Annotated in this window: 19 protein-coding genes; 5 read left to right on the top strand and 14 right to left on the bottom strand. The window is 60.7% G+C overall.

Features of this window, described 5'->3' with window-relative positions; genetic code table 11:
- Window positions 1-104: 104 nt before the first annotated feature.
- The gene (locus AX768_RS27830) at window positions 105-1,280 is read left to right on the top strand and encodes a porin (RefSeq protein WP_062003269.1); all 1,176 of its coding nucleotides are present in this window, start codon (window positions 105-107) and stop codon (window positions 1,278-1,280) included.
- Window positions 1,281-1,341: 61 nt separating this feature from the next.
- Here AX768_RS27830 and AX768_RS27835 read toward each other — a convergent pair whose 3' ends face one another.
- Complete coding sequence (locus AX768_RS27835) at window positions 1,342-2,997, bottom strand: bifunctional aspartate transaminase/aspartate 4-decarboxylase (protein WP_062003270.1); 1,656 nt, start codon at window positions 2,995-2,997, stop codon at window positions 1,342-1,344.
- Window positions 2,998-3,533: 536 nt separating this feature from the next.
- Between AX768_RS27835 and AX768_RS27840 the strand changes: the two genes are divergently transcribed.
- Window positions 3,534-6,173, top strand: coding sequence for an excinuclease ABC subunit UvrA (locus AX768_RS27840; protein WP_062003271.1), 2,640 nt, complete (start codon window positions 3,534-3,536; stop codon window positions 6,171-6,173).
- Window positions 6,174-6,217: 44 nt separating this feature from the next.
- On the opposite strand, the gene AX768_RS27845 is transcribed toward AX768_RS27840, so the two are convergent.
- The 3 genes from AX768_RS27845 to AX768_RS27855 all read right to left on the bottom strand — a co-directional run bounded on the left by AX768_RS27845 (window position 6,218) and on the right by AX768_RS27855 (window position 8,428).
- Window positions 6,218-7,279 carry an alkene reductase gene (locus tag AX768_RS27845; RefSeq protein ID WP_062003272.1) on the bottom strand — a complete coding sequence of 354 codons (1,062 nt, stop codon included), beginning with the start codon at window positions 7,277-7,279 and terminating at the stop codon, window positions 6,218-6,220.
- Between the two features lie 56 nt (window positions 7,280-7,335).
- Window positions 7,336-7,632 carry an ArsR/SmtB family transcription factor gene (locus AX768_RS27850; protein ID WP_062003273.1) on the bottom strand — a complete coding sequence of 99 codons (297 nt, stop codon included), beginning with the start codon at window positions 7,630-7,632 and terminating at the stop codon, window positions 7,336-7,338.
- A 112-nt stretch (window positions 7,633-7,744) separates the two neighbouring features.
- Entirely contained in the window at window positions 7,745-8,428 is a 684-nt protein-coding gene (locus AX768_RS27855; protein ID WP_062003274.1) for a dihydrofolate reductase family protein, read from the bottom strand.
- Window positions 8,429-8,610: 182 nt separating this feature from the next.
- Between AX768_RS27855 and AX768_RS27860 the strand changes: the two genes are divergently transcribed.
- Together AX768_RS27860 and AX768_RS27865 are read left to right on the top strand one after the other, a co-directional pair.
- Window positions 8,611-9,618: an alpha/beta hydrolase gene (locus tag AX768_RS27860; protein ID WP_062003275.1), complete on the top strand. Its 1,008-nt coding sequence runs from the start codon at window positions 8,611-8,613 to the stop codon at window positions 9,616-9,618.
- Window positions 9,619-9,680: 62 nt separating this feature from the next.
- Window positions 9,681-10,583: a LysR family transcriptional regulator gene (locus tag AX768_RS27865; protein WP_062003276.1), complete on the top strand. Its 903-nt coding sequence runs from the start codon at window positions 9,681-9,683 to the stop codon at window positions 10,581-10,583.
- 3 nt (window positions 10,584-10,586) lie between these two features.
- Here AX768_RS27865 and AX768_RS27870 read toward each other — a convergent pair whose 3' ends face one another.
- The 9 genes from AX768_RS27870 to AX768_RS27910 all read right to left on the bottom strand — a co-directional run bounded on the left by AX768_RS27870 (window position 10,587) and on the right by AX768_RS27910 (window position 22,667).
- Window positions 10,587-11,960, bottom strand: coding sequence for an MFS transporter (locus AX768_RS27870; RefSeq protein ID WP_062003277.1), 1,374 nt, complete (start codon window positions 11,958-11,960; stop codon window positions 10,587-10,589).
- An 85-nt stretch (window positions 11,961-12,045) separates the two neighbouring features.
- Window positions 12,046-13,782, bottom strand: coding sequence for a GMC family oxidoreductase (locus AX768_RS27875; RefSeq protein WP_062003278.1), 1,737 nt, complete (start codon window positions 13,780-13,782; stop codon window positions 12,046-12,048).
- A 29-nt stretch (window positions 13,783-13,811) separates the two neighbouring features.
- Window positions 13,812-14,618, bottom strand: coding sequence for an enoyl-CoA hydratase/isomerase family protein (locus tag AX768_RS27880; RefSeq protein WP_062003279.1), 807 nt, complete (start codon window positions 14,616-14,618; stop codon window positions 13,812-13,814).
- Between the two features lie 3 nt (window positions 14,619-14,621).
- The gene (locus tag AX768_RS27885; RefSeq protein ID WP_062003280.1) at window positions 14,622-16,172 is read right to left on the bottom strand and encodes an AMP-binding protein; all 1,551 of its coding nucleotides are present in this window, start codon (window positions 16,170-16,172) and stop codon (window positions 14,622-14,624) included.
- A complete protein-coding gene (locus AX768_RS27890; protein ID WP_062003281.1) occupies window positions 16,165-16,695 on the bottom strand; it encodes a (2Fe-2S)-binding protein in 531 nt (176 codons plus the stop codon). The genes AX768_RS27885 and AX768_RS27890 overlap by 8 nt, the downstream gene beginning before the upstream one ends.
- Window positions 16,692-17,507, bottom strand: coding sequence for an FAD binding domain-containing protein (locus AX768_RS27895; protein WP_062003282.1), 816 nt, complete (start codon window positions 17,505-17,507; stop codon window positions 16,692-16,694). Before AX768_RS27895 ends, AX768_RS27890 begins: the two co-directional genes overlap by 4 nt.
- The gene (locus tag AX768_RS27900) at window positions 17,504-20,566 is read right to left on the bottom strand and encodes a xanthine dehydrogenase family protein molybdopterin-binding subunit (RefSeq protein ID WP_062003283.1); all 3,063 of its coding nucleotides are present in this window, start codon (window positions 20,564-20,566) and stop codon (window positions 17,504-17,506) included. Before AX768_RS27900 ends, AX768_RS27895 begins: the two co-directional genes overlap by 4 nt.
- Window positions 20,563-21,186, bottom strand: coding sequence for a UbiX family flavin prenyltransferase (locus AX768_RS27905; RefSeq protein WP_062003284.1), 624 nt, complete (start codon window positions 21,184-21,186; stop codon window positions 20,563-20,565). Before AX768_RS27905 ends, AX768_RS27900 begins: the two co-directional genes overlap by 4 nt.
- Complete coding sequence (locus tag AX768_RS27910) at window positions 21,183-22,667, bottom strand: UbiD family decarboxylase (RefSeq protein ID WP_062003285.1); 1,485 nt, start codon at window positions 22,665-22,667, stop codon at window positions 21,183-21,185. The genes AX768_RS27905 and AX768_RS27910 overlap by 4 nt, the downstream gene beginning before the upstream one ends.
- Before the next feature lie 248 nt (window positions 22,668-22,915).
- Between AX768_RS27910 and AX768_RS27915 the strand changes: the two genes are divergently transcribed.
- Entirely contained in the window at window positions 22,916-23,830 is a 915-nt protein-coding gene (locus AX768_RS27915; protein ID WP_062003286.1) for a LysR family transcriptional regulator, read from the top strand.
- A 17-nt stretch (window positions 23,831-23,847) separates the two neighbouring features.
- Here AX768_RS27915 and AX768_RS27920 read toward each other — a convergent pair whose 3' ends face one another.
- Window positions 23,848-24,243 (bottom strand): VOC family protein, encoded by a 396-nt coding sequence (locus AX768_RS27920; protein ID WP_062003287.1) that lies wholly within the window; start codon window positions 24,241-24,243, stop codon window positions 23,848-23,850.
- Window positions 24,244-24,396: the final 153 nt, after the last annotated feature.

Consider the following 24,396-nt stretch of genomic DNA (forward strand, 5'->3'; position numbering starts at 1 on the left):
TAAAGTCCGCCCGTCGCAAGTCAGCGGACCTTCAGAGTCCCGCGTATCCACGCACTTGTTGCACCAGACCCATCACGCTACCACCCACGCTCACGGAGAATGTCTTGAACCGTAAATCACTGCTCGCCATCGCCGCACTCGCTGCGTTTGCCGCATCGGCCGCACCTGCGCAAGCTCAAAGCAGCGTCACGCTGTATGGTTTGATCGATGCCGGTATCAGCTACGCGAACCACAGCACCGCCGGCACCGGCAGCTCGAAGATTTTCAAGTACGACGACGGCGTATCGCAAGGCAGCCGCTGGGGCCTGCGTGGTGCTGAAGACCTGGGCGGCGGACTCAAGGCCATCTTCACGTTGGAAAGCGGCTTCAACAGCGGCAACGGCACGCTCGGTCAGGGCGGCGCGGAATTCGGCCGTCAGGCTTACGTGGGTATTTCGAAGTCGGACGTGGGCTCGGTGACACTCGGCCGCCAGTACTCGTTCTCGACTGATTACCTGGGCGGCGCTTATTCCATTGGCGGCCAGACGGTTGCAGGCAACTACGCGTATCACATCAATGACGTGGACCAGTTGACGTCGAGCCGTATCAACAACTCGATCAAGTTCAGCAGCGCCAACTTCTACGGCGTGACGTTCGGTGGCCTGTATGGCTTCTCGAACGCTGCAGGTGCATTCTCGGGTTCGCCCACGACCACGACGGCCGGCGTGACCACGCAAGGTTCATCGCGTGCATACAGCTTCGGCCTGAACTACGCGAACGGCCCGTTCAGCGTTGGCGCGGCTTACACGGACATTCACTTCCCGGCTTCCTCCACCCCGGCGTTCAGCACGAGCATTGCAAACGTGGCGACGGGTGGCTCGAAGGACCTGCGCACGTTCGGCATTGGCGCGAACTACAAGATCGCTGCTGCGACCCTCTTCGCGTTGTGGACCAACACGCGCTTCGAAGCGATCAGCGGCGCTACTTCCAAGTTCAATACGTATGAAGCGGGTGCCAAGTATGCGTTCACGCCAGCTGCAACGGCGAGCCTCGGCTACACGTACATGAAGCTGACGGACGCGGCTCAAGGCAAGTGGCAACAAGTCGATGCAAGCGTGGATTACGCGCTCTCCAAGCGTACCGATGTCTACGTGCTGGGCATTTATCAACACGCGTCGGGTTCGAACAACGGAACCGGCGTGCAGGCGCAGATTGGTTCGAGCACGAGCTACTTCGGCACGTCGGGCCGCGGTACGGACAACCAGATCGCTGGGCGCGTGGGTATCCGCCACAAGTTCTGAACGTTTAGCTGATACGGAAACGGGCCGCTGAAGAGCGGCCCGTTTCCATTTCGATGCCTGATTACAGCACCTTTTTACTGTCGAGCGACTTGCCCGTTTCCGCGTTATACCGATCCACGTATTCCGCCATCAGCTTGCGCAACGCACGGCCGATCTGCTTGTAGTCGCTTTCGTTCAGATTGGCGAGCGACACGCGGCCCGACGGATGCTGCGTACCGAAGCCACGCCCCGGCAACAGCACAACGCGTGCGTCCTTCGCAAGGCGGAACAGCAGCTCTGACGGTTCGGTGTTCTTGAACAGCCATTGCACGAATTCTGGTCCATACGCACGATTGCCGAGGAACTCGAGGTCGAGGATCGTGTAGTAATCGACCTGGTTCACGTCGCTGTCGTCGAAACTGATTCCAATCTCACGATACAACGCCTCCTTGCGTCCGCGAATCAGGCGCTTCAACGCGTTCTTGTACGCCTCGGGCGTGTCCATCAGCGAGAAGAGCGAGAACAGCACCATCTGCACCTGCTGCGGCGTCGATAAACCCGCCGTGTGATTCAGTGCGACGGTGCGGCTGTCCGCAACCAGCCGGTCGATGAACTTGAGGTTCTCCGGCTCCGTGGTAATGGACTCATAACGCTCATGCAGTTCGGCGCGTTGTTCCTTGGGCAGCCTGCGGATCAGTTCGTCGATCACGTTGTCCTGGTGTGTCGCGATGGTGCCGAGCCGCCAGCCCGTGGCGCCAAAGTATTTCGAGTACGAATACACGAGGATGGTGTTCTTCGGGCACAAGGCGAAAAGCGAAACGAAGTCGTCAGCAAAGGTGCCGTACACGTCGTCGGTGAGCAGGATCAGGTCCGGCCGTTCCTTCACGATAGCTGCAATGTACTGCAGGCTTTCGGTATCGATCTTGACCGACGGCGGGTTACTCGGATTCACGAGGAAAAACGCTTTGACCTTCGGGTCGCGCAGCTTGTCGAGTTCTTCCTTCGAATATTGCCAGCCGCGTTCAACGTCGGCATTGAGATTGACCACATTCAACTTGTAGTCGTTGAGCGTGGGGATTTCAATGTACGGCGTGAAAATCGGTGACCCGAGCGCAATGGTGTCGCCCGGCTTGATCAGGTGATTCTCGCGCAAGGTATTGAAGATATACGTCATGGCCGCGGTGCCGCCTTCGGTCGCGAAGATGTCGAAATCGCCAATGAAAGGATGCTTGCCGACCATTTCCTTTTTTAGATACTGCGCCACGATCACTTCAGACAATTTCAGCATCCGGTCGGGCACCGGATAATTCGAAGCAAGAATCCCCTCGCACATTTCGTAAAGGAATTCGCCGCCGTTCAAACCCAGTTGATCGCGCACGTACGACAGTGCGCCGCGCAAGAAATCGATACCCGGAACGCCCTTGTTGTCGCGTGCGAAAATCTCGAAGCGTTCTTCAAGTCCTTCATGTTTTGGAAACCCGCCCAGCCCTTCTGGCATATGTGCGAATGAACGCTCGGATTCGCGCATGGCGAACAGACCCAGTTGCCAGAAGCCATGCCGAGGGATGGTGGCGAGGAAGTTCGGGTTGCCGCGGCCTGCGTTGAGCATGGCGACGTTGGCCGGGCGGTCGACCGCGCCGCCGCCCGCAGCCTTGATCAACTCGTCCTTCAGTTCGAACGGGCTGAGTGCTGCAATCTTGGACTGCTCCTGCGAACCCGCTTTCTTGGATTTGGACATCCAGTACCTCCAGAAATAATCGACTGCTTTGAAAGAGAGCGGCGCGCGTTGTCTTGGCGCCGGCCCTCGGGAGAAGCGGCAATGAGAGTCAGGGAATGCATGCTTGCCGCGACTAATAATCAAGGCATCCCACATCTCCTGATCGAAAGGGTCGAGCGTTTTGCGTTGGGCTCCATGCCCTGGTCCACATGCCAGGTCTACATACATAAGTCGCGACATTTATCGCAGGCAATGAAACAATTACTCATTCCATTGCAGGAAAAAAACGCGATAAACCTGTCCAACGCACAAAGCCGCAACCGCTTCATGATTTGAAACAGCAAAGCGATTTTGCAAAATCGCATCTCGCACCCCTCACTAATATCACGTCCGCGTAGCGAGAGCGGATTCGATGGCGCGAGAATTTGGCGGTATCAAAAGCGGCTTTTAAACGCCGCCTGTCGAATGCCTCGCTTGTGCGCCCATGCGAAAGCCCGGGCACAAGCTCTGCGAGTCGATTAATGCTGAGCCCTAACTGCAAACCAAAGAAAAGGCGCATGACAGATCGAAATAACAAATCTTCGTCTCCTCAACCCGGCTTCGTTCGTGTACGTGGCGCACGCGAGCACAATCTGCGCAACGTGGATGTCGACATACCACGCGACGCACTCGTGGTTTTCACCGGCGTGTCGGGCTCGGGCAAATCGTCGCTTGCATTCGGCACGCTTTACGCCGAAGCGCAGCGCCGGTACTTCGAGTCGGTCGCGCCCTACGCACGCCGTCTTATCGATCAGGTTGGCGTGCCGGAGGTGGATTCGATCGACGGATTACCGCCTGCGGTAGCGCTCCAGCAGCAACGCGGTACGCCGAACGCGCGGTCGTCGGTCGGCAGCGTCACCACATTGTCGAGCCTCGTGCGCATGCTGTATTCGAGAACCGGCACATACCCGGCAAAGCAGCCCATGCTGTTCGCCGAGGACTTCTCGCCGAACACCGTGCAAGGCGCCTGCCCCACATGCCACGGCCTCGGACGCGTGTACGAAGTCACCGAACAGTCGATGGTGCCCGACGACTCGCTGACCATCCGCGAGCGTGCGGTCGCTGCGTGGCCACCGGCGTGGCATGGCCAGAACCTGCGCGACATTCTCGTCACGATGGGTTACGACGTCGATACCCCCTGGCGTGACCTTCCCAGGAAAGCTCGCGACTGGATCCTCTTTACCGACGAAACGCCGACCGTGCCCGTCTATGCGGGCCTCACGCCCCAGGAAACGAAAGCCGCGCTCAAACGTCACGCCGAACCGAGTTATCAAGGCACCTTCACAGGCGCGCGCCGCTATGTGCTGCACACGTTCGCCAACACGCAAAGTGCGTTGATGAAAAAGCGCGTGTCGCATTTCATGGTGAGCAGCGCGTGTCCGACATGCCATGGCAAGCGGCTGAAGCTCGAGGCGCTGTCCGTCACGTTCGCGGGACTGGATATAGCGGAGTTGTCGCAGATGCCGATGGCGCGGGTCGCGGAAATATTGCGCCCCGTTGCGCGCGGCGAGGCGTCGCCCGATGTAAAAACCGGCGAAGTGCTGAACAAAACAGAAATGCGCGAAGCCGTGGAGCGCCGGGTTGCGTCGGGAGGATCTGCGCACAAGGCATCGCCCGATATACGACGGACAACGAATCAATCCCGCGAAAAGCAGGTCGCCGCACAACGCATGGCAAGAGAGCTGCTCGAGCGCTTGTCCACGCTGATCGACCTCGGTCTCGGGTATCTTGCGCTGGACCGGAGCACGCCGACGTTGTCATCGGGCGAACTGCAGCGCCTGAGGCTCGCGACGCAACTGGCATCGCAGTTGTTTGGCGTTATCTACGTCCTCGACGAACCCTCCGCCGGACTTCATCCCGCCGATGGCGAGGCGCTCTACAGCGCGCTGCAGCGCTTGAAAGAAGCCGGCAATTCGCTCTTCGTGGTCGAGCACGATCTGGAGATGATGCGTCGCGCGGACTGGCTGGTGGATGTCGGGCCGGCGGCGGGGACGGCAGGCGGGAGCATCGTGTACAGCGGTCCGCCTGCAGGATTAGCCGACGTGGAAGCATCGCAGACACGGCTGCATCTGTTTGGGGAACGCCGGACTGTCGGACGCACGAAGCGTTCTCCGGCTGGATGGTTGCGGCTTGCCAACGTCACTCGAAACAACCTGCAAGCTCTCGACGTAGCATTTCCGCTTGGGTGCTTCACGACGGTCACCGGCGTCTCGGGATCGGGGAAATCCAGTCTGGTAAGTCAGGCGCTGCCGGAACTCATCGCGGAAAAACTCGGCAGTCCGATAGCGACCGAAACCGACGAAGAACGCGATCCTCTCCTCGACACGGAAGACATTCAGACAGACGGCGAGATCGTGGAAGGGATGGAACACATACGCCGCCTCGTAAGGGTCGACCAGAAGCCGATTGGCCGCACGCCGCGCTCCAATCTCGCCACTTATACCGGCCTCTTCGACCATGTTCGCAAGCTGTTTGCCGACACGCCGCAAGCGCGCCGCCGACGCTACGATGCCGGCCGTTTTTCATTCAACGTCGCAAAAGGCCGCTGTCCGACGTGCGAGGGTGAAGGCTTCGTCAGTGTGGAATTGCTTTTCATGCCGAGCGTCTATGCGCCATGCTCCACTTGCGGCGGAACGCGCTACAACCCCGAGACGCTCGAAATCAAATGGAACGACCAGGACATTGCGGAAGTCCTGCAGATGACCGTCGATACCGCCTGCGGCTTTTTCGCAGACGAGCCACAGATCATGCGTGCGCTCGCGGTATTGCGTGACATCGGGCTGGGCTATCTGCGGCTCGGGCAGCCCGCGACGGAGCTCTCGGGCGGCGAGGCGCAACGCATCAAGCTCGCAACGGAACTGCAGCGCGCGCAGCGGGGCAAGCACCTCTACATACTCGACGAACCCACCACGGGCCTGCATTGCGTCGACAGCGACCGGTTGCTGGTGCAGTTACAGGGTCTCGTCGATGCGGGCAATACCGTGATTGTCGTCGAGCACGACATGCGCGTGGCGGCGCAAAGCGACTGGGTCATCGACATGGGGCCGGGCGCGGGAGAGAGCGGTGGCAATGTCGTGGCAAGCGGAACGCCAGAGGACGTGGTGAAGAAGGGAGCGCGCGGTCATACAGCGAAATATCTGAAGGCGTGCATGACATGAAAAACGGTGGCCCAAGGCCACCGTTTTTCATGAAACCAAAAAGCTCAGTCCATGGTTTCGAGCGTCGGATAGTCCGTGTACCCCTCGGTACCGCGTGCATAGAACGTCTCGGGAATCGGCGCGTTCAACGGGGCATCGGTTTCAAAGCGCTTCACCAGATCCGCATTTGCGATGAACAACTGGCCCCATGCCACAGCATCCGCATCACCGCGATCGAGTGCGGCCTGCGCGCTTTCCTTCGTGAACTTTTCGTTCGCGATATAAACGCCGCCGAACTCTTTCTTCAGCAACGGTCCGATCGAATCTTCAGCCACACGTTCACGTGCAGCAATGAACGCGATCTTGCGCTTGCCCAGCTCACGTGCGACATAACCGAAAGTCGCGGCGCGATCGCTGTCGCCCATGCTGTGCGAATCAGCGCGCGGTGCGAGATGCATGGCGACGCGATCCGCGCCCCACACCTCAATACATGCGTCGACGACTTCGAGCATCAGGCGCGCGCGATTTGCAACAGGACCACCGTAATTGTCCGTGCGCGTGTTCGTGCTGTCCTGCAAGAACTGGTCAAGCAGATAACCGTTAGCGCCATGGATTTCAACGCCATCGAAACCGGCCAGCTTCGCGTTCTCAGCTCCTTTACGGAAAGCGGAGACGACGCCTGCAATTTCATCGAGTCCCAGTGCGCGCGGCGTCACGAACTCGCGCTGCGGACGCACGAGGCTCACGTGCCCCTTTGCGGCAATGGCGCTCGGCGCAACGGGCAGGTCGCCGTTCAGGAAGATCGGGTCCGAGATACGTCCGACGTGCCAGAGTTGCAGCAGGATCGTGCCGCCTGCGTCATGCACGGCTTTCGTGACCAGCTTCCAGCCTTCGACCTGCTCGTCCGACCAGATTCCCGGCGTTTCTGCATAACCCACTCCTTGTGGCGTGACCGAGGTCGCTTCGCTCAGGATCAGGCCGGCTGCGGCGCGATCGGCGTAATACCGTGCCATCAACGCGTTCGGCACGCGTTCTTCACCAGCGCGCTGCCGCGTGAGCGGCGCCATCACAATACGGTTGCGAAGATTGAAAGCGCCTGCTTTGAGCGGATCGAGGAGATTTGGCATTTTGGAAGTAATCCTAAATAGAGTATGGGGAACGTTCGTTGATCGATGTGTCGCGTTTAGAGCGTGCGGTGCAACTGTTCGAGAAACGCATTGATTACCGCGTCGTCGCGCTTGAAAAAGATCCACTGGCCGACTTTTTTCGACGTGACCAGACCCGCCTTGTGAAGCGTTGCCAGATGAGCCGAAACCGTGGATTGCGACATATTGCAGCGCGCGTAGATCTGCCCCGCACACACGCCATTCTCCAGCAGCATGTCCTGCTCGCTGAAATAAACCCCGGGTTCGTTGAGCCACGCGAGGATCTCGCGGCGCACCGGATTGGCCAGGGCTTTGTGAATAGCGTCGATGTCCATGAGACGGCAGTAAGTACGGTTGGGTCCAGCGGATGAATTCGCGATGAACCGAATTATATTTCGTAAAAACCCGAAATACAATAAAGGCACTTCCGCCATTAGGGGTAATCCCTTACTTCGTTTTCTGCGTGTAGCGCAGCCACACGCCATCGTTGGCCGTCTGTTCAACTGACGTCAGCGTGAGGTACGCCGGCTGCTTCCATGCGTCCATCGAAACTTCGAACGACGACGGATGTTCGGTGCGGCCATCGACGAGCGGCAAGATCAGCACGCTGACCTCATCGACAAGACCGGCATTCACGAACGCACCGCTTACATGGGAACCGCCCTCCACGATCAGCTTTTTTACGCCGAGCTCGTCTGCGAGCGTTTCGATCACATGACCCAGGTCGATGTCCGTCTTGCCACCGAAAACATACGACACACCAATGGACTGAAGGTACGCAAGATAGTCGTCCGCGACCTGCTCGGTTACGACTTCGATGATGTGCGATTTGAGCGCGGTGTCCGATTTCCACTCGACCAGTCCCTTCGGATCGATAGAAATGGCGTACTGGTCGGCACCGCGTTTGGCGAAATGATTCGTGCGCGGAACGGGTTCCTCGGCGAGGCCCTTCGGATAACCGTCGCCATGCGCGATTTCCTGCATCGTGACGCGTCCGCAAATCCAGCCGTCGGCCTCGAACGTGGCAGCGGTGCTTTCGTACAAGTCGGAAGCATAGTCGAGGTGCCAGCCGTCAGTGAGACTGCGACCATCGACGGAAGACATCATGTGGCAAACAATGTAGGGCTTCATGGGAGGTCCATGGTTGGGTTAGGACAATCGCATTGCAGCAAATAGTATTCCGCAGCGCCCAAAGACAAAAATACCGCGTCATGCTGCTGGTCGGAAAGCGAGGATCGATGGGCATAACGCTTGCACCTCAAGTGTAAGGAACCGCCATTCGTGGAGCGGTTTCCATCAATTCTGGAGATGACATGAGCCTCGCCGATACGATCAAGGGTGTCGTGGGAATGGACCCGACCGAGCATGCCGACGCCGACATGAAGGACGTGCTCAACGCATTCGAGAGCCTGAACCCGAAGCCAATCGAAGATTGCACTCCAGACGAAGCGCGTCAGCAACCTACCGTCACCGACGCCGTGGTGAAGCTGATGCAGGAACGCGGCATCACGCCACCGCCAGCCGTACAGCAGGTGCAGACACAGGACATCATGATTCCGGGCGCGGCAGGCGAAAACCCCGCACGTGTCTACAAGCCTGCGGGCGAAGGCCCGTTCCCCGTGATCCTGTATTTCCACGGCGGCGGCTTCGTGTTTGCCGACATCGACGTCTACGATGCAACGCCGCGTTCCATCGCCGCGCAGACGAATGCGATCGTGGTGTCGGCGCATTATCGGCAAGCGCCTGAGCACAAGTTTCCTGCGTCGCATGAAGACGCTTTCGCAGCATGGAAATGGATCGTCGATCATGCCGCAAGTCTCGGCGGTAACCCGGCGCGAATTGCGGTGATGGGCGAAAGCGCGGGCGCCAACCTGGCTGTGAACGTAGCCATATACGCACGTGACGCCGGCTTGCAACTCCCGCTGCATCAAGCGCTGGTCTACCCGGTCGCGAGCAACAACGTGATGTCGATTTCCTATGAGGAAAACCGCAACGCGAAGCCGCTGAACAAGCCGATGATGCTGTGGTTCGTCGATCACCTCATCAACCAGAAAACCGACCTGAAGAATCCGCTCATCGATGTCGTCAGCGCCGATCTCCACGGTTTGCCGCCGGCGACGGTGGTGACTGCCGGCATCGACCCGCTGCGTTCCGATGGCGAAAAGCTCGCGGATCAATTGCGCGGCGCGGGCGTAGAAGTAGAGATTCAGAATTACCAGGGCGCAACGCACGAGTTCTTCGGCATGGCAACGGTCGTGCAAGCGGCACGTGACGCGCAGGCGTTCGTGGTGCAGGCGCAGAAGCGTTACCTGGGTAGATAGTATGCTGGTATCGGGCGGCCGGTTGTGGTCTCATCGTGCATCGACTCACTCGCCGCCCGCCCATGGACCTGAAGCAGATTCAATATTTCATCGCGCTGTTTGAAGATGGTTCGGTCACGCGCGCTGCGAAGCGGCTCAATATCGTTCAGCCCGCATTGAGCATGCAGATTTCGAAGCTCGAGGCGGAATTGAATCAGCCGCTCTTCGAACGAGGCCCGCATGGCATGACGCCGACCGACGCGGCGCGCCTCATGTACCGGCTGTATGTGCCGATCATTCGAGACATCGACCATGCGCGCGAGCAGCTCAGCAGCACGGACGTGATCGTCACGGGACGCGTGTCGCTGGGCATGGTGGCATCGGAAGCGGAAAGCGTATTGCCCGAGTCGCTCGCGACCTTCAATGCACTGTTTCCGCAAGTCGAGGTATCGGTGGCGGACGGCTTTAGCGCACAACTGATCGATGCCGTGGAAGCCGGACGGCTCGACGCCGCGGTCATCAACAAGCCGCGCGGACGTCTCACGCTCGATACCCGCGCGTTACTCGACGAAGAAATGGTCCTCGTGGTCAGTGCAACCCACGGTCGCGTTCTGCCCGACGAGATCGACCTGTCCAGGCTCGGCGATCTCGAACTGGTCCTGCCCACGCGGCGCAACGGCTTGCGCGGCGCACTCGATGCCGCGCTTCTCAACGCGGATATCGTGATCAAGCCGAAGTTCGAGATCGACCTGTTGACCACGATCGTGCAGTTCGTGGAACAGAGCAGCGTGGCGACCATCATGCCGCGCGTGGTCGTGCAGCGCAAAGTGGACGACGGCGTGCTGCGGATTCACCGGATTGCGAACCCGGTTATCGTGCGGCAGATCGTGTGCGTCAGTCACCCGAAGCGGCCGCTTGGGTCTGCGGCGAGCGCCCTCATCGATATCATCACGGAAGACATTCGCCGCGTGACTACCGCACCCTGACCTTCAATGTACGGCTCGCGCGTTGTTCTCCAGCTTGCCGAGCGTTTCCGGAACAATGAAAGCGCCAACTAGAAAGATCACGCTGATCACACCGACAAAAATAGCCAGCGTCATGGGCAATTCACTCGGGTCCTTCGCGACGAGCGACACGGCCGTCGGCATCATCCCGCCGATTGCAAAGCCGATGTTCCACGAGAGGCCCGTTCCCGTTGCGCGGATCGCGGTGGGAAATCGTTCATTCAGGAAGATCAGGATAGGCGCATAACCCGCGCTGCCGAGCGCACTCAGTATCACGGCGTAGAGGCCGATCATCGTAATGCTTTGCGCAGTAGGCAACAACAGGAACAACGCGGGTAACGCGACGAGACGCACGAGTCCGATCCAGATGAACGCACTCTTGCGTCCAATGAAGGTGCTCAGATGGCCCGCTGCGACCGAGGCCAGCAGCACTCCCACGCTTGCGATCATCAGGATGGCCGCAGCCGCGCCGTTGGGCGCGTGGCTGACCACCTTTAGAAAGGTAGGAAGGTAGCCCGACGTGAGGTAATAGCCGCTGCCGCCGCCAATCGTGAGCAGCAGGTTCACGAAAAGAATGCCGCGATATTCGCGGGAAAACAACGTCTTGATCGGCGATCGAATCACTTCGACCGGCACCGACGGATCACGATTCGCAGCCTTGGCCGCCTTCTCGGCCGCAAGCTTCTGCCAGAGCGGCGACTCCTCGAGCGTATTGAAAACGAACAGGCCGAGCACCGAGCTGATGATGCCGGTGAAGAACATGCAGCGCCATCCCCAGACATCGAACAGTTCGCCGGGGAAGATCGCGGACATGGTCAGGAACACAATGGACGCGAGCAGTGCACCGAGCCCTGCACCGCCGCCGCCGATCAATCCCGAGACCGCGCCTCGATACTTGGGCGCAACGGACTCCGTGCCGATGGTATGCGTGGACGCCACCACGCCACCTACGAACACACCCTGCACGAGGCGCAACAGAAGAAAGAGGATTGGCGCGGCGAGTCCGGCTTGCGCGACCGTTGGCAACACCCCGAAAAGCGCCGTCGATATCCCCACGCCAACGACTGCGAGAATCATCGCGCCCTTGCGTCCATGACGGTCCGCATAAGATCCGAACCATGCCGAACCGAGCGGCCGCATCAACAGGGTCACGGCAAACGACGCATACACTGCCGCCAGCGAAAGCATGGCGTGTTCGGACGGGAAGAACAGCCTGCCGACCACCGGCGCGACATACAGGAGCACGAACAGATCGAAAAGATCGAGTGCCCAACCCAGGCACGAGGCTACCACTGCACCCATGACCTGCCGCGAGTTGACCTCGGGCACGGCGGTGCTTTCCTGAGCTGCAACGGACATTTTTATCTCCTTGAAGGTCGCGGCGCCGCCTTATGGAAGGCGCCGTGTACGTGGCACGTATATTGGTTCGTGCTCTTGTTGGCGTTTATGAAATCGTTGCATGCAAATAGATCGTCTTGTTGCTTGCAGCACTGGGCGGCCGTTCGCGCAGCATCGTGTCCGCGATTTTTTCCGCGATCATGATGGTCGGGATATTCGTGTTGGCCGAAGGCAGGCGCGGCATGAGCGATGCATCGACCACGCGCAGGCCTCGCGCGCCGTGCACGCGGCCCTGTGTATCGACGACAGCCTGGCGATTGCCTGCCACGCCCATCCGGCATGTTCCGCTCGCGTGCCATACGCCGAATACATTCGCGCGAATGAACGCGTTCAGCGCGTCGTCGCTCGCAAGCATTGAGGCCATGGCCTGACCACGCGTAAAGAAACGTTCGATCAGCAATCGACGCAAGGGCGCAGGTGTGTCGAGCAGAGCGCCAAGCAGCGATGTCAAGATTGCATTGACCTTGCCCACGCGGCTCAATGCCTTCACGTGCGGCGAAAATGCGGCTGGGAAAAAATCACGCCTGTCTTCACCCAGGCCCGATGCTTCGACCACTTTGGCGAGCAGGCGAACGCCAATGGCAAGGCGTGCGATATCGCGTTCGTCGTCAAGCAGGTTCAGGTCCACGCGTGGTGCGATGTCGGAGTCTGCGGACACGAGTTGCACACGGCCGCGCGAATAGGGCCGGTTGCACCACAAGAAAAACAAACCGAGGCGATTGCCCAGCGCATGCCATGCGGCGCGCGCTGCACTCGATAAATACAGGTCCGAGACGTCGCACCCTTCCAGGCCAGATGTGAATCGCGCGGCCGTCATGCTCGCGCGACGACGCGTGAGCGGCATGCGGAACTGCGGTTCGAGGAAATGGCAGAACGTCAGCGACGGATGGTCCTGAAGATTCCTTCCGACGCCGGGTAAATCGATCGCGCAGCGAATACCAAGTTGATCGAGCTCCTTCGAATTTCCGATACCCGCCCGCAGCAACATGACGGGCGACTGCAGCGCGCCCGCTGCCAGGATCACTTCTCGCGCTTCGAACTTGATCTCTTCGCCATTCGCCGCTACTGCTAGAACACCATGCGCGGTCACGCCGCTCATGAGGATGCGTTCAACGCGAAGGTTCGCGAAGATCGACAGGTTCGGACGCTTGCGCGTGGCGGCATCGAGGTAAGCCGTCGCTGTCGTCACACGCCGGTCGTTGAAGTTTGAAAACGCCCCGGGAAACAGACCGTCGCCGAATTCGGCATTCTGGTCTTGTAGTGTCGCGAATCCATTGCTCTTCAAACCCTTCGCAAACGCGTGGCAAAACGGCGGCCATTCATCAGGCATGATGCGGCGAATCGCAACGGGACCGTCCTCGCCGTGCAGCGGGTCAGCGGGGAAATTTGCGTCGCTTTCCAGCTTGCGGAAGTACGGCAGGACATCGTCCCAAGCCCAGCCCGGCGCGCCGTTCTCGGCCCACTCATCGTAGTCGCGCGGCAAGCCGCGATTAGCCGATTGCACGTTGATACTCGAACCGCCGCCCATGACACGGCCTTGCTCGTACACACGTTCAGCAGCTTGCCTTGTAGCCCGGGCTTTCAGTCCAGGCCAGATGTAAGTGTCGCCGCAAAACACAGGCATGGGATAGCTGTCGAGGATCGCTGCGGGCACGTTGCCCGGGGGCGTGTCCGCGCCGGCTTCGATCAACGCGACACGCAGCGACGGCACGGCCGATAGCCGATGCGCAAGCACGCATCCCGCCGACCCGCCGCCCACGATCACGTAGTCGAACGCCTCCATGCAAGTCCCCTGTTTGTTATGGCTAAAGGTCAGCTACCGCGAAACACCGGCTTGCGTTTGCTATGAAACGCTTCCACGCCTTCACGGAAGTCATCCGATGTACGCAACCGGCTGTAGGAATGCCCTTCAAGTTCGATGGCAATCGAGAGCGGCGCATCTTCCGTATCGTTGAGCAGCTTTTTTGCCGTGCGCTGTGCCAACGGCGAGAACGCGCGCAGCTCATCGACCAGCGCATCGGTCGTGGCTTCGAGCTGCGCGTCGGCCACGCACTCCACGGCGATGCCCCACTCGTATGCCTGCTTGCCTGGAATGCGGCGCGAGCGCATCACGATGTCCTTGGTCCTGCCAACGCCCACCATCTGCTGCAACCGAGCCGAGCCGCCCGAGCCGGGAATCTGCCCGAGTTTCTGTTCCGGCAGCGCGTAGAACGTGGTGTCCGTCGCGATACGGAAGTCGCACGCGAGCGACAACTCGAAGCCCACACCAAAACAAAACCCGCGATTCGCCGCGATAACGGGCTTGGAGCAGCGCGCTGGCGCCGCGATGTTCCACGCAAGTTTCGACACATGTTCCGGCGATGCTTCGAGAAAGCCCTTGATGTCGCCGCCGCTCGAGAAATGCTCACCGTTCGCACGCACGACGATCACGCGCACGCGGTCGTCTTCATCGAGTGCTTCGAAGGCCGCGCGCAACTGGTCGCGCGCGTGCATGGAAATGACGTTCAACGGCGGACGATGCAGGATGATGTCGGCGCGCTCGAGTTGTTCATCGACTTCGATCGAGAAGCCGTCCAGGTCCTGCAACAGCGTCTGGCCGCGATGGGTCAGTTCGGTCATCGGTTACTCCTTCGTTGTTTCTTTCGGGTTGATTGATGTGTCGACTTCGTATTCGCCGGCCGAGAGCTTGCGGCGCAGGATTTTTCCGACGGGAGATTTCGGAATGTCATCGACGAAAACATAGTCGCGCGGCCGCTTGAAATTCACGAGGTCGGACTCGCGGCACCAGCCGTCGAGGATCTCGGCGTTCACGTAATCGCGGCGCTTGATGAAGGCCACCACGCGTTGGCCCCAGCGTTCGTCCTTCACGCCGGCCACCGCCACTTCGTCCACTGCGGGATGTAATGACAGGACCGATTCGATATCGACCGGCGAGATGTTTTCACCCCCGCTGATGATCATGTCGTCAACGCGGCCGCTCACGAAGAGGTCGCCGTCCTTGTCGAAGAAGCCAGTGTCGCCGGTGAAGTACCAGCCGTCGCGCAGGGACTTTGCGTTCGCGTCCGGACGGTTCCAGTAGCCTTCGAACGCTTCGTCGCCCAGCAGGTCCGCGATGATCTGGCCTTCCTCGTTGACCGCCGCGAAGTCCGTTGGCGAGGAGGCGTCGAGCTTGACCACTCGCAATCGCGTATTGATGCCTGCGCGCCCGGCACTGCCCGGCTTGCGCATGGCATCCTGATCGATGCTGACCGTGTACACCTCGGATGATCCATAGTGGTTCACGAAGAGCTCGGGTTTGAATGCGGCGAAGAGACGTTTGAGCAAGCCGTCGCTCATGGGAGCGCCTGCAAAACCCAGCTTCGTGACCGATCTCGTCGTAGCGTCCGCAAAACCTGGCGCTGCCAGGAGATCGTGATAGAGCGTCGGCACGAGGTACAGGCACGTGAGTTCGAATTCACTGATCGATGCAAGCGCCTGCGCCGCACTCCAGCGGCGCACGCAGACGAACAAGCCGTCGACCAGCGCCATGGCGAGCAATGAACGCACGCCCATGGTGTGATAAAGCGGCATGACGCCGAGCGTGCGTTCGTTATATCGATACAAGTTTTGCGCAACATGTGCGAGCGCAGCGGCACGTTCGTGTCGATGGCGCCGTGGCACGCCCTTCGCCTTGCCGGTCGTGCCGGATGTGTAAAGGATCAGAGAGACATCGTCGGCGGTGGCTTCGGCCGTGGTGTTCGCTGCGTTCGCGTTGAGGAGCGTGTCGAAGGAGAGCGTGCCGCGCGCTTCGTCCAGTGCGATGCGCGGGATCTCCTGCGCTGCTGCGCTGCCCTGCACGGCGTCGGCGGAAACAGGCTCGAATACGATTGCTTTCGCGCCGGAATCTGTCACGCAATAATCCAGTTCTTCCGGCTTTGCACGCCAGTTCAGCGGCGTCATGACGATGCCCGCGAACTGGCAGGCCCAGTGCAGCGTCGCCATCTCCCATCGGTTTTGCAGCACGACGAGCAAACGGTCGCCGCGCCCGATGCCCACATCGCGCAGGCCACCGGCTACACGCAGAATGACTTCGTGCCACTGCGCATAGGTCAGGCGTTTGTCGCCATCCACAAGTGCGAGCGTGTTCGGACTGCGCTCCACACTCTGCAAGAAGGTTCGGCCGAGATCAAGCATGTTCCGGCTCCTTCCTGCCCGCATTTCTTCGCGCCGCCACGTCGAGCACGGCGGCGACTATCGGCGTATAGCCGGTACATCGGCACAGATGGCCAGAGAGCATTTCGCGTACTTCGGTTTCACTGGGGTCGGGCACGCGTTTGAGATAGTCCGCGCACGACATCAGGATTCCTGCCGTGCAGAAGCCGCACTGCAACGCATGATGGCGTTGGAACGCTTGCTGCAAGTCCCCCAGTGTCTGATCCGCCGCAAGACCTTCGACGGTATCCACGCGGCGCCCTTCCACCTGGACCGCAAGCATCAGGCACGACCGCCCGGCAACGCCGTCCACGTGCACCGTGCACGCGCCGCATACGCCGTGCTCGCAGCCCACGTGCGTTCCGGTTGCGCCCAGTTCATGCCGCACGAAGTCCGACAACAAGTCGCGCGACTCGCAATAGCCGCTGCGTTCACGTCCGTTTAACGTCAGCGTGATCTTCCGACGCTCGCCGCGATCCAGCCTGACCGATAACGTGTTGCTCACTTCGCCTCCTCAATGACGCGCCATCCAAGTTGCCGCACAAGATGGCGTCTGTATGTTGCGCTGACGTGCGCGTCGTCCTGCGCGTTCAGCTTCCAGCTCAGGTCGTTCAGGGCGCCGCGCAAGTCGTCGCCTTGCAGACGGGGCCACTGTTCGACCACGGGTCTGTCTGCAACGCCGCCAACCGCGATGCGGATGGCGGTGTCGGTCACGACCGTGGCGCAGCCGACCATCGCAAAGTCGCCGTGCCGTGCGGAGAATTCCTCGAAGCCGTATCGTTCGCCGGGTTTCTTCAGCGGGAAGCGCACGGCTTCGAGGAGCTCATCGGGTTCGCGTGCGGTCATCAACATGCCTTGGAAGAAGTCTTCCGCCTTGAGCGTGCGTTTGCGCTTCTTTGAACGCAGCATCACATCGCCGCCCAGCAGAGACAGCACGAGCGGCAACTCCGCACTGGGATCGGCATGCGCGATCGAGCCGCAAACCGTGCCGCGGTTGCGGACCTGAAAGTGAGAGATGTTCGGAAAAGCGAGTGCGAGCAGCGGCACTTCATCACGCAAGGATGCGCGCCATTCCACGCTGCCTTGCGTTGCTGCCGCACCCACGACCAGATGGTTCTTCTCGATGCGCACCGCTTCCAGATCGGCCGTACGCGAGATGTCGATCAACACGCGCGGTTGCGCAAGCCGCATGTTGAGCACCGCCATGAGTGACTGGCCGCCGGCGAGGATGCGCGCGTCTTCGCCTGATTGCGCGAGGGCGTCGAGCGCATCGTGCGTGTTCGCGGCGCGCAGATAATCGAATGGTGCGGGTTTCATGAACGCCTCCCGAACCGGCCGAGGATGCGGCCAAGCCACGACCCGCCAATCGACTTCACGGGCTTGCCTGCGGCCTGACGTCCCAGCGATTCGAACAGTTGCCGCAACACGACCTTTGCCGCGCCTTCGAGCATGCGGCCACCGACCGCCGCGACCTTCCCTGAGACCTGCGCCTCGTAGTCGTACGTCAGGCGTGTGCCTTTATCGATAGGCGTCAGCTCGACCAGACCGTTACCGCGCGCGCTGCCGAGCGATGACATGCCCGCACCGGCAAGCCGCAAACGATGCGGCGGATCGAGATCCGACAGCACGATCTCCGCTTCGAAGCGCGCCTTGATCATGCCGACGCCAACCGTCACATCCGCGCGATACGTGTTTTCGCCCTTCTCCTCGAGCGCATGACAACCGGGGATGACCTTCGCGAGCGCAACCGGATCGAGCAGCACTGCGAAGATCGCTTCAGGCGACGCCGGCAGATCCACGCTGCCTTGCGCGGTCAGCGCCTTGCCGCCCGGCAGCACTGGCGTCTTTTGCTGCGCTTCGCGGAACTCGGGCCGGGACGGTTCCGGGTCATCGATACCGATCAGCCCCATCACTTTCGATGGCGTCAGCGGCAAGCGAATGTCATCGACGCCAAGTGCATCGGCAACCGCATTGGCCACGCATGGCGGCGTGCTCATGTTGTTGCCTTCGCCCAGACCCTTCGCGCCGAGCGGCGTGAATGGCGACGGCGTTTCCATATGGAGGATGATCGGATCAGGCACTTCACACGTGGTCGGCATCAGGTAGTCCGCGAGCGTGCCCGACTGAAAACTGCCGTCGGACCCGTAGCGGAATTCTTCCATCAACGCCGCGCCGAGTCCTTGCGCGAAAGCGCCGCGAATCTGGCCGTCGGCGAGTGCGGGGTTCAGCAGCTTGCCTGCATCGTGCGTGGTCACATAACGGTCGATACGCACACGCCCCGTGGCACGATCCACTTCCACGCCGCACATGTCGAATGCAAAACCGTAAGCCGCCGATGTATTGATGCGGTCCTGTTCATCCGGCGCATCCATGTTCGGCGGAGTCCAGAAAACAGTTTCGCGCAAGCCCGGTTCTTCGCCCACAGGCAGTAACGCAGGCGCCCAGTGAGGCGCATTGCTCGCCACGCGCCCGAAGGGCATGGCGTGGTCTTCGTCGCCGTCCCGATAGACCCGTCCGCCTTCGAAACGGATGTCCTCGGGCTTGCATTCGAGCTGCGACGAGACGATACGCGCGAGCTTGTCGCGCACCTTGACGGCCGCGAGATGCACCGTGCCCGCGACCGCGCCTGCAAAACGGCTCGAATAATTTCCGGCTGCAACCGACCATGCATCCTTGTGGGTATCGAACTCCACGTTCACCACGACCTCATGGGGCGACAGACCGAGCGCATCGGCTACAACTTGCGCGCAAACGGTCATGTGTCCCTGCCCCGCCGGCGTGGACGCGATCGTCACGACCACGCCGCCCAGCAAGTCGACGCTGACCGTTGCGCTCGCAATCGCACCACTCTTGGGACCGGCTTTCTTGCGTGCATCGACGGGCATCACGGTCGTGATGTAACCCATGTTCGATACGGAAGGTTCGACAATCGCCGCAAAGCCGATGCCGTACAGACGGCCCTCCCCGCGCGCGCTATCGCGGCGGGTTTTCAACTCCTCGTAACCGCCCTCCGCAATCGAGCGTCTCAATGCTTCCTGGTAGTTGCCCGAATCGAGCAAGGCGCCCGCTGCGGCACGATACGGGAAGGCGTTGGCCGGCACGAAATTTCGGCGATACACATCGAGCACGTCGAGCTTCAATTCAATGGCAATGCGCTGCATCAGCCGCTCGAGCGCGAAGTAGACCTGCGGTCCGCCAAAGCCGCGCACGAGGCCCGTAGGCGTCTTGTTCGTCAATACGACCCGGTTGCGCACGAGCAGGTTGGGAACGTCGTAGGCACCCGTCAAGCACCCATGCATCCGATAAAACGTGGCAGGTTCCGGCGCACGCAGATACCCGCCGCAGTCCTCGACCTGATCGTAATCGAGCGCGGTGATGCGGCCATCGGCTTCGACGGCGGCTTCGAGCGTTGTGAACCGTGCGGTAGCCGATGTCGCCGCGCTCAGATGTTCAAGCCGGTCCTCGACATACTTCACCGGCGCGTTCGCCTTGCGCGATGCGAGACACATCAGCACCACATACGGAAACACGGCTTGCTTGACCCCGAAGCTGCCACCCGAGTCACGCGGCGCCTTGTGACGCAGCCGGTTGGCCGGGACGTTCAGCGCAAGCGCCATGACGGCATGCAGCGAAAACGGGCCCATGAAATTCGACGTGACGTCGTAGCCTTCGTCGCCAGAAAGAAACTCGGCGATGACCACGCCGCATTCGATCGGCGCACAGGTATTGCGCGGATAATGCGCGTCGATCTTCACGCGGTGCGGCGCATTGCTGAACGCAGCCTCAGGCTCGCCGTAACGGAAACTGCGATCACTGATTACGTTGGTCTGCACACTCGGATGCAGCATGCAGGCATCGTCCTTCAACGCGCCTTCAATCGATGTCACCGGTTCGAGCGTGCGATATTCGACCTTGATCAGATCAAGCGCGTCCTCGGCAAGCGCCCGCGACTCGGCCATCACGACTGCAACCGGTTCACCCACGTAGCGCACGCGATCCATCGCGAGCGACCATTGCTCCATCTTCGATTTCACGCCGACCACGAACGGCCGCGACCACGCGCGAAGGTCATCGCGCGTCAGCACCGCGCGCACACCTTCGGCTGTCACAGCGTTGCTCGTATCCAGCGAAACCAGCTCGGCATGCGCGTGCGGCGCGCGAAGAATCGCCGCGTGCAACGTGCCTGGCTTGATGCCGATGTCATCGCCATACCGGCCCCGGCCCGTGAGAATCGCAGGATCCTCGAAGCGTTCCACCGACTGGCCGACATGACGTTTCGGGCGCGCATCGGGCGATGCGTTCGTTGCGGGCGCCTCGACGACGTCAGACGCGTGCGCGTTGATTGCGGCAAAGCCGGCCTGATCACGCTGGTTCATTCGTCGGCTCCAGCATCACCGCGCGCGCTGAATTCATCGGCCAGACCGCTCCAGCGTTTTTCGATCTCTCGATGCTCGATACCGAATAAATCCAGGATGCGCCCGACGGTATGGCTCACCACGTCATCGATAGTCTGCGGATGCGCATAGAAAGCCGGCACGGGCGGCATCACGATCGCGCCCATTTCGGTTGCTAGCGTCATGTTGCGCAGATGCGCGAGATTCAGCGGTGTTTCGCGGGCGACGAGCACCAGCCGGCGGCGCTCCTTGAGCATCACGTCAGCCGCGCGCGTGAGGAGATTGTCGGAGAAACCGTTTGCCACGGCGGCGAGCGTTTTCATGGAACATGGCGCGATCACCATACCGCTCGTGACGAACGAACCGCTTGCAACCGATGCCCCCACGTCGCGGACGTTGTGAACTACATCAGCGAGCGTATCGAGATCATTGCGCCCGACGCCGAGCTCTTGCGCCGCCGTCACTGCGCCCGATGCCGACACGATCAGATGCGTTTCATGCGTGCCGATACGGCGCAGCGCTTCGAGCAGCCGCACGCCGATCATCGCGCCGCTTGCGCCAGAGATGCCGACGACAATACGCTGGGGCGTTTGCGCGTTCATCGCGATTGGCTCAGGTAGGTATCGAATCCGGTGTTGTCGGCGGCGACGAGTGTTTCCAGATCGACCGCATCGTGACCCGGAATACGCACGCGGGTGAACACATGGCCCGCATAAACGACCGGACGCGTGGCATCGAGTCCCATCTTCGTGCTGACGCCCTGAAGGTGAGATGGCGCGTCATCGGGTTGGCCCACGGTCGTCGACGGGTCCAGCGGCGATCCCTGTGCGCCGGAAATCAGCACGAGGTCGCGATCTGCCTGAAAGCGCGTCGCAATCGCCCATTCGATTTCCGAAGCATCGTGAATATCGACATCCGTATCCACCACCACCACTTGCTTGATGTCGTAATGCGCGCCGAACGCGCACAGGATCACGTTCTTCGCCTCGCCTTCCCGCTTCTTCGCAAACTGCACCCAGAGGTGATAACGGCATACGCCGCCCACTGAAAGATGCACATCGGTCACGCCAGGATGACTGCGCTGAAGATGCGACAACAGCGTCGCCTCGCGCGGAATGGCGCCGAGCAGCAAGTGCTCCATCTCGGCTGGAACGATCGTGTGATAAATCGGATTTCTGCGATGGGTTACCGCCGTCACCTCGATCACTTCGCGTGCTTCCTGCGCGCTGTAGTACTTGGGGAACTCACCGAACGGTCCTTCGGCTTCACGTACATTCGGCAGGATGCGTCCCTCGATCACGATCTCCGCAAAAGCCGGCACGCGTACATCGTTGGTGACGCATTTCACGACCGGCAACGGCGCGCCATGCAATGCGCCGGCAATTTCAAGTTCATCGAAGTCGATGGGCGATATGGCTTGCGATGCGAGCATCGTCAGCGGATCGACGCCGATCGCGACGGCCACATCGAGCGCGTCGCCCGCCGCTTCCGCCTCTTTCTGGAATGCATGCAAATGACGCGGCAACAGCAGGATCGCCATGCGCTCGCGTGCGTGAACCTGGATCCGGTTGATCGACACGTTCTGCACGCCCGTACGCGGATTGCGCGCGATGACCAGACCCGCGGTAATGTAAGGACCGTTGTCGTGTTCACTGTGCGTGGGAATGGGCAGCAGCGCATGCAGGTCGATCCCGTCGGTATGTACGACCTGCTGGCAAGCGGCCTCACGGGAAGCAACTTCGCTCCACGGCAACGGGTTGTCGGCGGCATCGCGGAAACGTTTCAACAGGTCTTTCTCGGCCACGCCCATGGCTTCCGCGATCCATGCGCGCTTCGACATGAAACCACTGACCACGGGGATTGCGTGATCGCCGGGAGCAAGGAACACCGCCGCCTGCTTGCCGTCGAGGCGCTTTGCGATTGCCGCAAGTTCGTGTTTCAGCGATACATGCTTGTCGATCGTCGCCACGCGTGCGGTGGCGGAAAGATGCGCGAGCCAGCCACGCAGCGACAATGCATCGAACGGTTTATTGCCCGGTGCAATGCTTGCGCTGCCGTGCTCTGCGGCTTCATGGTGGTCCATCTCGTCTCCTCGTTGCTGATCTGAAGAGTAACGAGATCGCGCTATAACTTCTAATATTGTTTTTTGATGCGGTCGATCATTCGCGGTGATATCCGTGTTTGCCCCAATGCGGTCAATCCATGGTTGGGATAACACCCAGTTGCGCCCTTGAAGCGATCATCACGTACGATGGTTCTGATAAACCCAGGCACTCTCATTAGACTTACTGATGGCCCGAGACATGGGACCAATGCCACCGAGCCGCCTACATGGACCTGAAGCAGATTCAATATTTCATCGCTCTGTTCGAGGACGGCTCGGTCACGCGTGCGGCCAAGCGGTTGAACATCGTGCAACCAGCGTTGAGCATGCAGATTGCGAAGCTCGAAGACGAACTGCATCAGCAACTCTTCGAGCGCGGTGCCCACGGCATGGCGCCGACCGCTGCCGGACGCCTCATGTATCGACTGTTTCTCCCCATCGTTCGCGACCTCGCCCACGCGCGCCAGCAACTCGTGCAGCGCGACGAAGTGGTGACCGGGCATGTGTCGATCGGGCTGATTGCATCGGTGACGGAGAGCGTGCTGGCTGATTCACTCTCGCGTTTTCATGCGCGCTATCCGCATGTGGAAGTGACCGTGGCCGACGGTTACACCGCGACGTTCATCGACTGGGTGTCGGGCGGGCAGCTCGATGCCGCGCTCATCAACAAGCCGCGCGCGCGGCTTTCGCTCGACTCGCAGCCGCTGCTGGATGAAGAGATGGTGCTCGTGACGAGCGCCGTGCACGGGCCCGACTTGCCACATGCAATCGAACTCGCGCAGTTGCCCGATCTGGAACTGGTGTTGCCAACGAAGCGCCACGGTCTGCGGGGTGTGCTCGATACCGCCGCCCAGCACGAGGACGTGCTGCTTGCGCCGCGCTTCGAGATCGATGTGCTCAGCACCATCGTGAAGCTGGTGGAAAGCACGCGCTTCGCGACGATCCTGCCGCGCATCGTGGTCGAGCGCGCGGTCCGGCAAGGCACGTTGCGCGCCTATCCGATCCTTGCGCCGCGCATCGTGCGGCACATCGTGCGGATCAGCCATCCGCGGCGTCCGCTGAGCGCGGCGGCCGAAGCGCTGATCGCGACCATCGCCGATGAATTGCGGCTCGTGTCCAGTGAATCGGCAATCCACGCATAAAGCCGCTGCTTCAAGGCCTACCTATCCGATTCGAGCACGGAAAGTAGGTTTCCCGCCGGATCCCTGAACCAGGCGATGACCGGACCGCCCGACGCCCGGCATATGCCTTTGGCATCGGTTTTCAGGCGCGGCGTGTCGTAGTGTTCGAAGCGCACGCCGCGTGCGGTCAGGTCATCGACGATGCGCTCCACATCCGCGACTGGGAAGTTGAGGATCGTATATGTCGCGGCTACGTGGTCGGGCTTGGGGTAAATCAGCACATGATTGCCGCCCGCCAGATGCAACTCGAGAACGTCCATGGAGCCGGTTGTGACATCGAGTCCGAGCGTCTCGCCGTAGAACTTCTTTGCAGCATCGAGGTCCGGCACCGCAAAGCCGCTGAAGGCGTGGCTTTCTTTCAATAGCGTAGTCATGGGTTGTCTCCAATGAGGGTCCCACCTGAACGACGAATGCCGACGGTCAGAATCGACAGCGAACGCAAGTGTGAGCGTTTCGACATGTAACCACGCCCATACGCCCAAAGCCCACGGTGCGACGATGGGTGAGACGTCAAAGCGCCGCCGGTC

Source organism: Burkholderia sp. PAMC 28687 (genome assembly GCF_001577465.1).
Classification (GTDB): domain Bacteria; phylum Pseudomonadota; class Gammaproteobacteria; order Burkholderiales; family Burkholderiaceae; genus Caballeronia.